The organism is Crassaminicella thermophila, assembly GCF_008152325.1.
GTDB lineage: Bacteria > Bacillota > Clostridia > Peptostreptococcales > Thermotaleaceae > Crassaminicella_A > Crassaminicella_A thermophila.
Window position 1 is genome coordinate 1,951,075 of record NZ_CP042243.1, and the last position, 13,356, is coordinate 1,964,430.

Genomic DNA, 13,356 nt, shown 5'->3' on the forward strand with positions numbered 1-13,356 from the left:
TATTATTCACCGCCTTGTAGCAGTAATTCAATCAATTCAAGTTTTGTTTGTCTTTTATTGAATTTCATGCCACGCTCAGTTAAGAGTTTTATTAAGTCTTTTTTAACCATCGACTGATAATATTTTTCGTCAGCAACAGAATATATTGAAGGCATATCCTTATCGGACACACCTTCAATAAGTTTTCTACTTAATAAATCTTTTATTCGATCTGGCTCATCTGATGCAAAACTGTCCCCAATAGCATAAATATTATTGGTGTATTTATCTTTAAAAACTCTAATAACTTTATACATCAAGAATCACACTTTCTTATCCTGTAATTACTTTCTTAATTAATGCAAAAGCCTTAGTTGTAAGTACATCGCCATCAACAATAGCATAAGACATATAATCTGTATATCTTTCTTTAATATGATCCTCTGTATATATTGTCATATTTTCATTTACATTCATAGCATAACCTCTAGCAACATTACCTATTAAAATAGCTCCTTCCTCAACACTATCATCTTCTTTAACTGGCAATCCAAATATTCTGCCTACGCCACCAGATGTTACATCCGGAATAAGAAGCGGCCTTCCCATATTATCTTTCAACAATGCTAATTCACTCCAAATAGTAGTACTTGTTGCATATATAGAAGCTCCACTTTTGTAAGCAGATTTGATTTTGCCCATTGCTAAAGCAATCTTATCATAAGTCAATGGATCAGGAGTAGCGGCATCAGGATCATAAATAATTATCTGTGGAGTCCCTGCTTCTGCTTCAAGTGCTGTTACTACACCTTTTGGTTGCGGCTTAAATGTATCTCCAGTACCAGGCTTCCCTTTACCAGATACTATACCTTTCGCTAATGCAGCTCCCATTTTCTCAGCTAATAATGAAGTAATATAAGGAATAAAAGCATCTATACTCATTTTCCTTAATTTCCAAGAAATTGGAATTGTTTTCGCAAGTTCGCATCCTGATAAATTAAGTTGTCCAATTTCAAAACCTCCATCAGCTGCTGCAGAATCTTCATCATACCAAGCTCCATCTTCTCCAGAATTAATCTCTTTAAGAATCGTTAAATCTCCTGGTACAAAAGTCATCCTTGTATCATCCAAAATTGGAAATAGCGCTGCTGCTTCCTTCCAGATGTTTTCTGTCACTGTTTCTGGAATTACAATCTGGTGAGTAGATGTTGTTTGTATTGAATTTTTAAATTTGGTATTTATTTCATCAAATATCATCTTTTCATCACTAGTTAAACTTTGACCCATCATTACTTTAGCCCAAGCATTTTGATATTCTTGTTTTTTATCTACTGTCTTTTTTTCTACTACATTATCCACTAATTTACCATCTTTGACATCAACTGAATTGCCTTCTAAATCAATCCCTTCAGTCTTGTCTTTTAGCGCATTCATATTGGCATTAGCAAGCTTTATCTGTTCCCATTTAGCGTCTAGTTGTTCTATTTCTTGCATCTTAACATTTGAATCTTCGATATTGCCATCTGCTATAAGATTTTCCACCTCTGCTAATAGAGCATTTCTTTTTTCTAAGTATTGTTGTTTATTCATCATGTATCTCTCCTTTTAATTTTAATAGTTTTAATTGTGCATAAGCTTTTTTTTGCATAAAAATATCCGATTCATTCTTTTTTTGTGAATTAATCGGATTCTTAAACTCATTTCTTATTTTGTTTATAACTTCCTGTGGTAGTATTTGCGAAGGATTAAAACTAGCTACCAGTTTAAATTCATTTTTGAACATTATTTCATCAACCAATTTATATTCCAATGCCTTTTCTGGTGTTAACCATGTTTCATCATTCATCATAGAAAGCAATTTCTCTTTACTCATACCGCTTTTAAGCATATAAGCATTTGCTATTGTACTATTATAGTCTTTAAGCACTTTTGCTTCATGTTCTAAATCTCTATAATCCCCTCTTACTACTGAAGATACATTATGTATCATCATTTCTGCTGTTGGAGATATTAAAACTTTATCCCCTGCCATAGCAATTACTGATGCTGCGCTTGCTGCTATACCTACAATTCTTACTTCAACATTACCTTTGTAACTTTTTAAGGCTGTATAAATTTCTGACCCTGCAAATACATCTCCACCACCAGAATTTATTTCTACTTCTAAATCTTCTCCATTAGCCTTCTCTATTTCATTTTCTACATCTTTAGGACTTGTTGCATCCATTTCAAACCATTCATAAATCCATTTAATATCATTAGATACAATTGCTCCTTTTATATTTATTTTTGCCATTTAATCACCTCCTCTTATTCACTTGTAGGTCTAGTATCTAACCTTCTTACATAAATATCTCCATCTGGTATTGGTGCTAAATTAAGTATTGCTCTTACTTCATTAGGACTTAATATTGCACGATCTACATATTGTACTAAATTAAGTTTTGTTTGCATACTGGCAAATGTTAGATTAGAGCTTTCAAAAACTATTTTATTGCCAAATCCTCTCTCTTTTCTTGAGAATAATTTTCTTGTATATTCTCCGCTTAATTGTATTACATCAGGTTCAATAGCAGATTCGTAATATGAAATCCACTCATCTTCTGTATACCTCCCTTGAACAATTTTTTCATTAGTATTAAAAAACGAATATATCCTCTGTACTGTTCTATCCATTTGCATGTGATTAGGTACATAATCTTTAGGATCAACCTGTTTTGCATCCATCTTTGCATCTGTAGCAGCAGCACCTACAGTTTCGCTCTCAATATTTAAATAATTGTTAATAAAATCTTTTGTTTGTTTTTTAATATCCTCTGGTCTTAAAGTTTGATTGAATTTAAGTAGCCATTTTATAACATTAGAGTTTTTTATAGCTTTTACTATTCCTTGATCTGTTGTATTCACTATTTCCATTAAAGGCATAAGCGCTTGGGCAGGTGAATCACCAAATATCTCATTATTATTAAAATCTTTTCTCAGATGGATTATATCTGCATATCGAAATGTTACGATTTTTCCATTTTTTAATGTGAATTTTAAATACATAATACCTTTACTATCTTTAATAGCTTCACTTGTAGTTGCAGTAATAGGATATATCTCAATAGGATAGCCGTTTTCATCTCTATTAATATAAGCAAAAGCATTATTATTCAACTCTAATTGTACTGCTAACTTCTCTTGTAACATTTGACCTGTCATATATGGATTAGGTTCTTCTAATAAAAATTTCATATAAGGTTCTGGATTGACTTTTATCCCTCCCGGCCCATTCCTTATATGTTTTCCCACAATCTTTCCTATTGCTCTTGCTTTAGGTCTTATCGCAGACCTTACTATATCTGACTGATACAAATTACCATTCCAAGAATAGAATCCATTCCCTTCATCTGTAATTAATTTATAAGTAGACACTGTTACTGTTTTATTTTTAAATCTATCAAATATCCCCATACTTTCACCCCCTTAAATCATATTTATATAATCTTCATAATGTCTTTCTAAACATACGTAAGCATTTAATAACCCAGCTAAACCATCTATTCTTCTTCTTTGATTACTCTTAATAGGTTGTATATTATTATTTTTATCAATATCTATTGATGTATTTGAAATACACCATTTAAGTATTGGATTATTGTTATAATTAATTCTTTTTGATTCTAAATCAGCACCTAAACTTTTCATAGGCCCAGAAAGAGTTTTTTTACCTTGTATTACCGGATCCATACTATCTTTACCAAAATAACTTTTCATTTCTTGTACCCAATATTCAGCACTCCATGAATCATAACCAGTCCAAGGGATATATATATCGTATTCATTTTGTACCTCTAAAAACCATTCTGTTACATACTTGTAATGAACTTTATTTCCTGGCACTGTTCTTAATAACCCTAAATCACGCCAAATATCATATGGTATTTTATCTTCTCTTACTCTTTTTTCTAATAAATCTTCTGGAAGCCAATACATCTGTAATACATAAATTGTATTATCTCCTTGTACCATAAATATTACAGTTGCATTTGTTAAGTCAGTTGTAGAAGAAAGATCAGCTCCACCTATGCCGTAACGTGGCCTTAAGACTTCTAAATCATAAGTAGCTGGGTTATTCAGCTGTTCGAATGTAAGCCATGTTTCAGAACTTGTTTCTCTTACATTAAAATCTTTGCACAGCAAGTTTTTAACTAACAAAGAATTAGCTTTGGCCTTATTAACTTTATTCTCTAGCTGATCCAATTTTTTTATTGTCCCTAACCCCGGATTTGCTTTATACCAACACTCTGGATCAATCCATTCTTTTCTACTATCAAGTTCATAAATAATTGGTAAAAATCTTTCATTTTTATAACCATTTGGATCGTCGTATCCATTTATCACTTGCTCTGCTTCATCATATTTAATATCAAATACAGATTCTCTTACAGTACCAGCAGTTGTTGTTATAAATATTAAAGGTTCTTCTCTCGAAGAAGTTCCATCAACTATTACATCATATAAATTTTTATCTTTCCAAGCATGAATTTCATCCAGTAGTGCTCCGTGAACATTCAGTCCATCTAATGAATCTGAATCTCTACCAAGTGGTTTAAAAAAAGAATCGTTAAAATCACTTGTCATTTCTGCTACTAAAGGTTTAATCCTTTTTCTCAACACTGGTGATTTTTTAACCATTCTTTTAGCTTCAAGCCATATTATTTTCGCTTGATCTTTTTTAGTTGCACATGCGTAAATTTCTGCTCCTGGTTCTCCATCTGCTATTTGTAGATATAATCCTATCGCAGCAGCTAGAGTTGATTTGCCATTTTTCCTTGCTACAATCAACATAACTTCTTGATGTTTTCTTGTACCATCTATTTTATGAACCATACCAAATGTAGCTGCAACCAAAGCTTTTTGCCATAATTCTAATATAAAAGGTTTCCCACCAAGCTTCCCTTTAGAATGCTTGCAATAGTTCTCAATGAATTCTATAGCATGATTAGCTTTTTTAGGATCATATTCCCATTCACTATTAGGATCGTTTATTATTTTTATAAGTTCTTTATAAACCTTATATACTTTTTTGCTTACTTTCCTTCTGTTTTTCTTATTTAAATTAATCCAATCCCAATATTCAACTATTGGATTGTAAGTTAATTCATAAACTATTTTCCTTGCCACACTCATTTGTTTATCACAAAGTCATCAAATCCATCATCTTCGACTTTTTGTACCTCCTTTGGCAAAAGATTGAAGATTTCCTTACAGACTGTTGTATATCTCTGTATCATAGTGTTGTAAGATTTTAAAGCTGGATGTTCCCTTAATATAGAATATTTTCCTTGCGGCATCTCATCTATTGGCCCATTTTTGTCTATTGACTTTTTTAATTCTTGAAGAGTTGCTCTCATGAAAGCTGCTTCCTGAATAAGTCCTTCTGCTGAATCCCTTTTATTTTTGTCTAACTCCTTCAATATCCGCTTAAGTCTGCTTATTTCTTTCTTAATCGCTTTATCTTTTTCTGTAAGTTCTTTTTTAATCACATCTTTCACCTTCTTTCTTTTCGTCTTAAGGGTGGGGGTCATGTGAAAATGACCTGTGTGTTTTTTGAAGGTCCACACTCCGGTCTTTTTTAAACTTACTAGGAACATTTTATAGGGGGGATTGCACTAGATTTCCTTCACCATCAAACATCAACCCTTCTCTAGTTGCTTTGCAATTTCTATGATGCTCTTGATTGTGGCAATTCTGACACAAGTATTCTAAGTTTTCCCAATTAAGAGTTATATCTGGGTCATTAATATTTTGATATGTAAGCAATATTTTGTGATGCACAATATATCCTGGCTTGCCACATCTTTCGCATAATCCATATACACTTTTTATATAAGCTTCTCTACATTTTTTCCATGCTTTGCTCTTGTAAAATGCTTTTGCAAATTCTTTTGCCATACCACCACCTCATAAATGAAAAATTACAATTTATGCAGTTTTCTTTAATTCTTTTACTATCAGCTGCATATATTTATATTTCGTGCTACAAATATTTGCTATTGTCTTTTTTCTTGTTTCATAATCAAATCCTGCCATTACTAAACCCATATCCATTGTCTGTAATTCAGAAATAGTCTTATTGATCTCCACAGTAAAATGCTCTCTTGTTGCTTTATCTTTTGTATCCAATAGTGCCTGAAGCTTTTTAGCCGACATACCAAGTAAAGCTCTATTGATCATATCTGCTTCATTAGAAAATACATAATTAGGTGCTGATTTTCCTTCATGGGTTAATTGGTAATTTGTATCTAATACTTCACTTAGTTTTTTATATCCTTCTTTCTGTGGTTCTCTAACCATGATCCAATACTCATAATCTCTTAAAAGCTTTTTTTCCATTTTTTTATAAAAATAGTTTCTAACGAGATTTCCCTTTTCTCTTACTTTTTTACTCGAATTGCCATCTAAACCAGTAGCCATTGCTACATGTTTAGCAGTTTCCAAAGTTAATTTTATTACTTGTTTTGGTCTACCATCTTTTATCCTAATCCGGCTAAAACTCCATTCTAAGCCATTCTTAAACACTTCCTTTATTCTTTTATTAGCCCATTTACTAAATTGCCCATTCGGCTTACCTAATTGCTCCCATAAAAGTTTCAGCGTCAATAACAAACCCTTCTACACCATCCTGTAATAACTCAGGAAATGTCTTTTGGTACTTCATAACTAATTTTGCATCTTCTTCTGTAAATCCTAGCTTCTCAATTAATTCTTTTTTCTCAAATACTTTTACTTTTACATCATTGATTTTTGCCACTCTCATATCGACTACCTCCTAGAATTTTATTGATAACTAGGAGTGGTAGGAACTTACCCCACCATGCGTAACTCCTAAGAGGTGGCAGGTTGTTATCCTGCAAACCTAAAAAAATTTGCATTAAAAAAGACACCTTTTACAGTGTCTAAATTATCTATATATTTTGAAATGATTTACTCTTTGTTATATTTTTCCATTAGAATTTACAATAGTGCGACAGGTTAAATCTAAATACACGAATGAAAAGGAGTATGGAAAATGGATAAATATAACAATAAATTAAAATCTCTCTTAGATCAGATTGAACAAACTAGATTTGCACTAAACGAATTAATCAAGCATAAAGAAGAAAATTTACTGGATCAAGAAGTAATTGAATTAAGCCAATTACTGGATAAATTACTATCAAAATATGATAGTATGCAAAAATAACAAATAATTGTAGCACGTTAAATTTGATTTAACCTGTTGTGCTACTTGAATTTTTGCATGAAAAAAGAGCCGGTTGGCTCTTTTTAATTTCCTTCTACTACATGTCCTGCAACTTGTGCCATATCCCCAACAGCATCCATTGCATCTTTAGCTGCTCCTGCAAAATCTCCTTTCGAAGCTTTGTCTATAGCACCTGCCACATGATCTTTCAGATTTTCAGATGCTTCAAAAGAATTGTCAGCTACTTTTTTATCATTATCTCCCATACGTCCTCCTCCTTCCTAATTATTAGAATTCTCTACAAGAAAACAGTATCCTTTATATTCCACTCGCAAATTTCGACACAAATCGTTTAACTTATTGACTACTTATTTATTTTCATGATTAAGCAAACCAGCTAAAGCAAAATTAATAAATATTATTATACATCCAATATTCTCCTCTTCCAAACAATACAAATCCTACGCCAAAAAATATTCCAATTTCTATTAATAAGCTTCCTTTTTCACTTATTTCATCTTTAGTTTTTGTATTATTATCTTTGTTTCTTTTATTATGATAATCATTTACACCGCGTGATACACATCTTGCAATAGTTCTATTTAATACCCCATATTTTCTCAGGTATACTCATTTCCCCCACCCTTTCTGCCTGATCCGCTTATTTTTCCTCGTATAAGAATCATGGCTCATACAATCTTTACTCCCAAAATATTTATCATCTAAATAAACATCTATATCCTCACATTTATCTTTTTCAGGGCAATCTGAACATAGAATCTCTGATGCACATACTATCTTACCTTTATGAAATTTAACTTTGCATCTGTGCAATTCCATGCGATCACCTCATTTATACGAAAAAGACAGCCGATTTCTCGACTGCCTTAGTTATTAGAAGATATCAGGGGGAGTAACCACTTCTACACCTAATAGTATACTATATTTTATATCCTTGCTTGTATCAACCTTGTAACGTTTTTGTATCATAACTGACTATGTATATATTCAATTATTTTATCTTTTTTACGCCATATACTCATATGACTACAAGGTATTCCTTTAGAATATAAAATTTTTTCTATAGTTCTTATGGTGCAATTGTCTCCATATTTCAATTCTACAATCTGCATTTCTTCTTCGGTAAGATCACTAAGTATTTTTTCAATCCTTTTAACATCTTCCTCTATTTTTCTCAATCTTGCTTTTAACTTATATTTCCTTTGGATTTTATATTTAAGTTCATTCAGTAACTTGTCTGTAATTCGTTCTAGTTCTCTTTCTACAGCACTTGATGTAACAATACTAGATTGTACTCTGTCCTGGCTATAATCTATAGCTTTAACACAATCTGATAACTCTACATTAACATTCCTAAGGTCTTGTTGTATCTTATGTATAGTCTGCTTTGTATTCTCTATATCGTATTTTAATCTTTCGATCCTCTTGATCTTCTTAAAATGCCTATATAATATTCCTTCTGTTCTTCTATATTGAATGTCCTCCATTGCTTTGCCCCCTTAATGCTTAAAATGGTATATCATCGTCATCATCTATTGCTTGAAATCCATCTATTTCATTATTGGGATTGGATTGGCTATTTTTATTATCAAGAAATTCTACTCTCTCAGCTACTATCACAACTTTACTTCTTTTCTGTCCATCTTTTTCCCATATTTCCTGTTGTAGCCTACCCTCTATTCCTACTTTGCTACCTTTTTTCGTATATTGTGCTGTATTCTCAGCAATCTTTCCCCATATCACAACTTCAAAGAAATCTGCTCCTTCTCCAAAAGTTCTATTAACAGCTATACTTACTTTTGTTAATGCTTTTCCGTTTTGAGTAAATCGCATTTCTGGATCTTTTGTCCATCTTCCTATAAGATTAACACTGTTCATTTTTGCATTCCCCCTTTCGCTCCCAGGCATATCCCAGGAGCAGTTGGATTTTACTTTAGATTTATACTATTTTCAATCTGCTTTATATCTCTTAGATTTTGTTCTATTGTAAAATTATTCTTCCCAATAAGAAATTTCCGTTTCTATCACATTGTTTAGTTCTTCTATGGTTTCTACATCAGAATTTTCTTCCGCAAACACTTTGAATTCTTCTTCTAACATATTTGTATCAACTAAAATCTTAATATTTTTATATAATCTTTCTATATTATTCATCAGTATTACCTCCTCTTTAATTCTTGATTGACAAATTATTCTTTCTACAGCAATTCTGGATTTTCATATATGTTTCCGATAATTTCCATGTATTTCATTATTCCATTGTTAAAAAATGGATAGCTTGTTTCATTTGTAATCGGTCTGTTAAACCATCCCCAATCATTCCATTCAACCTTGAACAATCTTTTTCTACTATCTGTAATAATATCTCCCTCATAAATTTCCATTCCATTCACGTCCTTTAACCCTGTATATTGTCCTATGCTTTCAAGGATAACATCTTCAAACTGTACACCATTATAAAAATCTTTGTAAAAACATATTTCCGTTATTACTCCGTACTCATCATAGCAGGGTAACCCATATACCCAACCTAAACCATCTATGCTAAATCCTCTAAACTTAATTTCTCTCATATTTTTTCACTCTCCAGTTCCTCAAATTCCTCAAAACCGCAAGAATTGTTCCATTATTCAATCACCTTATCTGACTTAATTTCTCGTAACTTCTTTGTCGACATCATATACAATAAAACTTTTCCTGTCTCTTTGCATTTGTACACATTTCTTTCTATATACTCTACATTTATACCATTACACTGTTTACAATCTGCAATACATAAATCAAATTTCTTCATTACTCTATCACCTTCTCTGTTTTTGCTAATACTTTATCTGTAATGTCAGTCAAATAAGTATCGATATACTCTTGCTCTAACATATAATCGTCTAAATCTAATTTATCTATAAAATTCTTATATTCTTTAATGACTTTCACTAACTCACGATTTAGTGCTTGTGACTGTTCTAATTTATAGCTTAAATTATGGTTTTCTTGATTTTGCATCATCCCACAATCTTTATATTCTTTTAATTCTTCTTCTAGTTTTTTATTTTCTTTTTTAAATTTTTCATACTTGTTCACTCTTTTTACGATTTCTTGTGCAATTAGAGGATTAAACATATCCCCTATACATCTATTGCCGATCATTAACTCTACAACGCTTCCATTTTTTCTACAAATTAATTTTTTTCCTCAATTTTTCATTTTTTTACTCAACCTCCCTCACTTTCTAATTTGAGATTTTTCATATTCCCTAATATCACATTGAGGAAGCTCATCAACCAACATATCATCTTCGTCAACTTCAACTAATACATGAGCTACTACCATTACAAATTCTTTGCCACATTCAGTACATTTACATCTATCAAGAATACCATTGTTATTTTTTTCATTGCATGTTCATAGTTATAATCAGCATTTTTCAGCTAATATAAATCCGTTGCAATTGTCTTGATTGCATCTATGTGCTTGTATACTCATATTTACCCCTCACTTTCCACCATATGTTAGCAATATGGTCTATTCGCTGTGGAATCTTATTTTAACGACTTTAAAAACTTATTGATTACTTCTAAGTGATATATTAGTATTTCTTTTTGTTCTGCTACTACGTTATAATGTTCAAGACATACAGGTATTAATATACTTGAATTTATCTTATTGTATTTAGTTTTTAATTCTTGATGTTGGTTTATAGTCAAATATATTCCAGAAACTTTTCCGCATATTATACACTTACCACTTTCTGTACTGCTTGTATAACCTACTTCATATCCCATAAAATATACCTCCGTTAATTTTATTCAGCAGGACTGGAGTCAGCCCCACATTAATCAGCACACATACAAGGTATTCCAAAATCATCATCAAACATAGATTCTTGTAGTTTTCCTGCCTGTACTTCATCCCAAATGTCTTTTAGTGTACAATCTTTGAACACCGTATGTCCTATCTTCTCTTCTATCTCCATTGCTCTTTTAAATTTTTCCGGATAATACTTTGCTACTTTTCTAAAATGTCCCTTACCACCTTTAAAACACGGAATACAGTTGTTATGCTTTAAGTATTTATACGTTTCTGGTAAACATATTTTCCATTCGTTGCGAATAATATTTTTTATTTCATCATTTGAAATTTTCTTCTCAAATATTGGATACCTTGATTTAATCCCCTCTGCTTCAAACCTAATCTTTTGTTTTTGTACCCTATTCCATTCATCTGATCCGTATCCAAAATATACTATAAAATCCTCGCTTAACATTTTAAAAAACTTCCTCGATTGCTTGATCTTTAACTCTGTTGTGCAAAATGGTATATGAAAACTTGGTAAACAATTATTATCTTCTATCAAATCCCATATATCTCTACCATCTCCAACTACAGTTATTGGTAATCCTAGAAAATTAGCTACTTTATGTCTGAATCTATCTGCATCTTTATGTTCTGAATAAGTTGGTGTATGTAATAATATAACATCTTCTTTCTTTTGTTCTTGTAAAACCAAATATGCTGTATAACTAGAACTCGCTCCTCCGCTAAACATTACTATATGTTTTCACTTTTTCTAACCTTCCTTTTTGATTGTATTTCACAATCTCAGAAAGGTCACCTGCTCAGGCTTCCCACGCCATTAAGTCTTTTGTCCTACATCACCGACGCTACCATGAGCAAGTTTTACGCTTTTGTTTTTCACCCTGCACGGATCATGCTTTCGCATGGTTGGACTTCCTATTGGACATGTGATGTGTCCTCAATCCTCCACAACCTGGTTTACCAGGACTTTAGAAAAGTGAATCTATTATATTTTTTCATACTCCCACCACCACTAATATTCTATTTTTGTCCATGCTACGCCCAATGTCAAATATTCCAAAAATTTCATCTAAATTGTTTTGTCCCTGCAAATTGTTTATTTTTTGTCCTTTTTCTGTAAGATACTCTATACAACATCCAATTAAAAATGTCTTATTTCTAAAACATATTTCCTTATCTAGTAGCCGATTATACCCTTTATTTTTATACCATTCCCAAAAGTAATCTGGCATTTTCATCTCTCCCCACCACTAACTACAACGTTTCCGCTTACCTTTCCATCATACTTCTAACATTTTTTATAATCAGATTTACCGTTCCATCTCCATTCCTTACTATTTCAAATTTCATTTTATCTTCTAAATCCTCATACTCTCCTTTTATCTCTATACCTGTATCTGTTTTCATAATTCTCTTTTTCATTTTTTTCTCAACCCATTTTTTATCAATCTCAATTTTTTCTAATTGAATCCCTTCTCTTTCAAGGTGTTGTATAAAATTTTGCTGCATTTCAACATCATTACCAAAAACACTCTGTACAAACTTTTCAACATCTATCTCAGCGCAATTTTTCATGGATGCAATAACTTCTTCTCTTACTTCCTGAGCCTTATCTATGTCTTCTTTTAGGTTTCTTCTAGTCCACTTTTCAGTAACATTTTTAAAAATCTTCGTCTTATCCCTATCATCAATCAGTGATCTGCAGTTCAGAAATACATTTGAAAATAGCTGCTCAAAATCGTCACTGTAAACTTGCTTATCCAAGAAAATTAGATCATATTCATCCTCTTCATCTATTTCTTTTTACAAAAAGCACATTGTTGTAACTTTTTGGCTCATTCCAGGCAAACCTATCATTTGTGGCACTATAGATGTCTTAAGCTTGTCCTCTTCAAATTCAACATTATGGATGAATGACTTTTTGTAATCTAGTTTCAATATGCCTATGTAGTTCTTATCCTTTGCTGTATATAAACATATCACTAAATCAGCAGAAGGTATGTTGTTATCCTTTTTCATCGCCTTAAACAACTGGTTTGCAATATCCTTTGAAGCTTCGATAAATGTTTCTTTGTTCTTAAATATTGCTGCACATGAATCTTTAACAATCGTTGATCCACCTCTAAACTTCCCTTTTCTGTTTTCTTCACTACCTAGTGATTTCACAATATGTTTTTCTAAAAATTCATGGATATCCTCATTGATCTCCTGTTCATAATCTGTAAGGATTGGTGCATCTCCATTTCTATCTAACACATGAATAATTGCTTTCTTTATCATCACCGCATCTGTATTTCTCATTATCAAGT

At 31.7% G+C, this 13,356-nt stretch carries 20 protein-coding genes and 1 pseudogene; 1 reads left to right on the top strand and 20 read right to left on the bottom strand.

The window, feature by feature from the left end; all coding sequences use genetic code 11:
- Positions 1 to 2 precede the first annotated feature (2 nt).
- The 9 genes from FQB35_RS09740 to FQB35_RS09780 all read right to left on the bottom strand — a co-directional run bounded on the left by FQB35_RS09740 (position 3) and on the right by FQB35_RS09780 (position 6,784).
- Complete coding sequence (locus FQB35_RS09740) at positions 3 to 296, bottom strand: hypothetical protein (RefSeq protein ID WP_148809739.1); 294 nt, start codon at positions 294 to 296, stop codon at positions 3 to 5.
- A 16-nt stretch (positions 297 to 312) separates the two neighbouring features.
- Entirely contained in the window at positions 313 to 1,569 is a 1,257-nt protein-coding gene (locus FQB35_RS09745; protein ID WP_148809740.1) for a phage major capsid protein, read from the bottom strand.
- Positions 1,562 to 2,275 carry a head maturation protease, ClpP-related gene (locus FQB35_RS09750; protein ID WP_148809741.1) on the bottom strand — a complete coding sequence of 238 codons (714 nt, stop codon included), beginning with the start codon at positions 2,273 to 2,275 and terminating at the stop codon, positions 1,562 to 1,564. The genes FQB35_RS09745 and FQB35_RS09750 overlap by 8 nt, the downstream gene beginning before the upstream one ends.
- A gap of 14 nt (positions 2,276 to 2,289) precedes the next feature.
- A complete protein-coding gene (locus FQB35_RS09755) occupies positions 2,290 to 3,435 on the bottom strand; it encodes a phage portal protein (protein ID WP_148809742.1) in 1,146 nt (381 codons plus the stop codon).
- Positions 3,436 to 3,447: 12 nt separating this feature from the next.
- Positions 3,448 to 5,154 (bottom strand): terminase large subunit, encoded by a 1,707-nt coding sequence (locus FQB35_RS09760; protein WP_148809743.1) that lies wholly within the window; start codon positions 5,152 to 5,154, stop codon positions 3,448 to 3,450.
- Entirely contained in the window at positions 5,151 to 5,510 is a 360-nt protein-coding gene (locus FQB35_RS09765) for a P27 family phage terminase small subunit (RefSeq protein WP_231701770.1), read from the bottom strand. The genes FQB35_RS09760 and FQB35_RS09765 overlap by 4 nt, the downstream gene beginning before the upstream one ends.
- Before the next feature lie 109 nt (positions 5,511 to 5,619).
- Complete coding sequence (locus tag FQB35_RS09770; protein ID WP_148809744.1) at positions 5,620 to 5,919, bottom strand: HNH endonuclease; 300 nt, start codon at positions 5,917 to 5,919, stop codon at positions 5,620 to 5,622.
- Between the two features lie 30 nt (positions 5,920 to 5,949).
- Positions 5,950 to 6,627: an antA/AntB antirepressor family protein gene (locus FQB35_RS09775; protein WP_168198304.1), complete on the bottom strand. Its 678-nt coding sequence runs from the start codon at positions 6,625 to 6,627 to the stop codon at positions 5,950 to 5,952.
- A complete protein-coding gene (locus tag FQB35_RS09780; RefSeq protein WP_148809746.1) occupies positions 6,593 to 6,784 on the bottom strand; it encodes a hypothetical protein in 192 nt (63 codons plus the stop codon). Before FQB35_RS09780 ends, FQB35_RS09775 begins: the two co-directional genes overlap by 35 nt.
- Positions 6,785 to 7,036: 252 nt before the next feature.
- Between FQB35_RS09780 and FQB35_RS09785 the strand changes: the two genes are divergently transcribed.
- Positions 7,037 to 7,210: an aspartyl-phosphate phosphatase Spo0E family protein gene (locus FQB35_RS09785; RefSeq protein WP_148808835.1), complete on the top strand. Its 174-nt coding sequence runs from the start codon at positions 7,037 to 7,039 to the stop codon at positions 7,208 to 7,210.
- Positions 7,211 to 7,293: 83 nt separating this feature from the next.
- Here FQB35_RS09785 and FQB35_RS09790 read toward each other — a convergent pair whose 3' ends face one another.
- From FQB35_RS09790 to FQB35_RS16195, 11 genes and pseudogenes are all read right to left on the bottom strand, one after another.
- Positions 7,294 to 7,476 carry a hypothetical protein gene (locus FQB35_RS09790; RefSeq protein WP_148808834.1) on the bottom strand — a complete coding sequence of 61 codons (183 nt, stop codon included), beginning with the start codon at positions 7,474 to 7,476 and terminating at the stop codon, positions 7,294 to 7,296.
- 720 nt (positions 7,477 to 8,196) lie between these two features.
- Positions 8,197 to 8,718: a hypothetical protein gene (locus FQB35_RS09795; protein ID WP_148809747.1), complete on the bottom strand. Its 522-nt coding sequence runs from the start codon at positions 8,716 to 8,718 to the stop codon at positions 8,197 to 8,199.
- Between the two features lie 19 nt (positions 8,719 to 8,737).
- The gene (locus FQB35_RS09800; RefSeq protein ID WP_148809748.1) at positions 8,738 to 9,109 is read right to left on the bottom strand and encodes a single-stranded DNA-binding protein; all 372 of its coding nucleotides are present in this window, start codon (positions 9,107 to 9,109) and stop codon (positions 8,738 to 8,740) included.
- A gap of 114 nt (positions 9,110 to 9,223) precedes the next feature.
- A complete protein-coding gene (locus FQB35_RS15865; protein ID WP_168198305.1) occupies positions 9,224 to 9,385 on the bottom strand; it encodes a hypothetical protein in 162 nt (53 codons plus the stop codon).
- Between the two features lie 44 nt (positions 9,386 to 9,429).
- Positions 9,430 to 9,804 (bottom strand): YopX family protein, encoded by a 375-nt coding sequence (locus tag FQB35_RS09805; protein WP_148809749.1) that lies wholly within the window; start codon positions 9,802 to 9,804, stop codon positions 9,430 to 9,432.
- A gap of 53 nt (positions 9,805 to 9,857) precedes the next feature.
- A complete protein-coding gene (locus tag FQB35_RS15870) occupies positions 9,858 to 10,025 on the bottom strand; it encodes a hypothetical protein (protein ID WP_168198306.1) in 168 nt (55 codons plus the stop codon).
- Positions 10,025 to 10,351, bottom strand: coding sequence for a hypothetical protein (locus tag FQB35_RS09810; RefSeq protein ID WP_148809750.1), 327 nt, complete (start codon positions 10,349 to 10,351; stop codon positions 10,025 to 10,027). Before FQB35_RS09810 ends, FQB35_RS15870 begins: the two co-directional genes overlap by 1 nt.
- 419 nt (positions 10,352 to 10,770) lie before the next feature.
- A complete protein-coding gene (locus FQB35_RS09815; protein WP_148809751.1) occupies positions 10,771 to 11,013 on the bottom strand; it encodes a hypothetical protein in 243 nt (80 codons plus the stop codon).
- A gap of 50 nt (positions 11,014 to 11,063) precedes the next feature.
- Positions 11,064 to 11,777, bottom strand: a complete 714-nt coding sequence (locus tag FQB35_RS09820; RefSeq protein WP_148809752.1) for an adenine nucleotide alpha hydrolase family protein — start codon at positions 11,775 to 11,777, stop codon at positions 11,064 to 11,066.
- Positions 11,778 to 12,042: 265 nt separating this feature from the next.
- Positions 12,043 to 12,279 carry a hypothetical protein gene (locus FQB35_RS09825; protein WP_148809753.1) on the bottom strand — a complete coding sequence of 79 codons (237 nt, stop codon included), beginning with the start codon at positions 12,277 to 12,279 and terminating at the stop codon, positions 12,043 to 12,045.
- Positions 12,280 to 12,316: 37 nt separating this feature from the next.
- Positions 12,317 to 13,348, bottom strand: a pseudogene (locus FQB35_RS16195) (nucleoid-associated protein).
- Between the last annotated feature and the right edge of the window lie 8 nt (positions 13,349 to 13,356).

Coding starts and splice junctions, on each gene's coding strand:
- FQB35_RS09740 (WP_148809739.1), bottom strand. CDS start 296: ATGTATAAAGTTATTAGAGTTTTTAAAGATAAATACACCAATAATATT.
- FQB35_RS09745 (WP_148809740.1), bottom strand. CDS start 1,569: ATGAATAAACAACAATACTTAGAAAAAAGAAATGCTCTATTAGCAGAG.
- FQB35_RS09750 (WP_148809741.1), bottom strand. CDS start 2,275: ATGGCAAAAATAAATATAAAAGGAGCAATTGTATCTAATGATATTAAA.
- FQB35_RS09755 (WP_148809742.1), bottom strand. CDS start 3,435: ATGGGGATATTTGATAGATTTAAAAATAAAACAGTAACAGTGTCTACT.
- FQB35_RS09760 (WP_148809743.1), bottom strand. CDS start 5,154: ATGAGTGTGGCAAGGAAAATAGTTTATGAATTAACTTACAATCCAATA.
- FQB35_RS09770 (WP_148809744.1), bottom strand. CDS start 5,919: ATGGCAAAAGAATTTGCAAAAGCATTTTACAAGAGCAAAGCATGGAAA.
- FQB35_RS09780 (WP_148809746.1), bottom strand. CDS start 6,784: ATGAGAGTGGCAAAAATCAATGATGTAAAAGTAAAAGTATTTGAGAAA.
- FQB35_RS09785 (WP_148808835.1), top strand. CDS start 7,037: ATGGATAAATATAACAATAAATTAAAATCTCTCTTAGATCAGATTGAA.
- FQB35_RS09790 (WP_148808834.1), bottom strand. CDS start 7,476: ATGGGAGATAATGATAAAAAAGTAGCTGACAATTCTTTTGAAGCATCT.
- FQB35_RS09795 (WP_148809747.1), bottom strand. CDS start 8,718: ATGGAGGACATTCAATATAGAAGAACAGAAGGAATATTATATAGGCAT.
- FQB35_RS09800 (WP_148809748.1), bottom strand. CDS start 9,109: ATGAACAGTGTTAATCTTATAGGAAGATGGACAAAAGATCCAGAAATG.
- FQB35_RS15865 (WP_168198305.1), bottom strand. CDS start 9,385: ATGAATAATATAGAAAGATTATATAAAAATATTAAGATTTTAGTTGAT.
- FQB35_RS09805 (WP_148809749.1), bottom strand. CDS start 9,804: ATGAGAGAAATTAAGTTTAGAGGATTTAGCATAGATGGTTTAGGTTGG.
- FQB35_RS15870 (WP_168198306.1), bottom strand. CDS start 10,025: ATGAAGAAATTTGATTTATGTATTGCAGATTGTAAACAGTGTAATGGT.
- FQB35_RS09810 (WP_148809750.1), bottom strand. CDS start 10,351: ATGTTTAATCCTCTAATTGCACAAGAAATCGTAAAAAGAGTGAACAAG.
- FQB35_RS09815 (WP_148809751.1), bottom strand. CDS start 11,013: ATGGGATATGAAGTAGGTTATACAAGCAGTACAGAAAGTGGTAAGTGT.
- FQB35_RS09820 (WP_148809752.1), bottom strand. CDS start 11,777: ATGTTTAGCGGAGGAGCGAGTTCTAGTTATACAGCATATTTGGTTTTA.
- FQB35_RS09825 (WP_148809753.1), bottom strand. CDS start 12,279: ATGCCAGATTACTTTTGGGAATGGTATAAAAATAAAGGGTATAATCGG.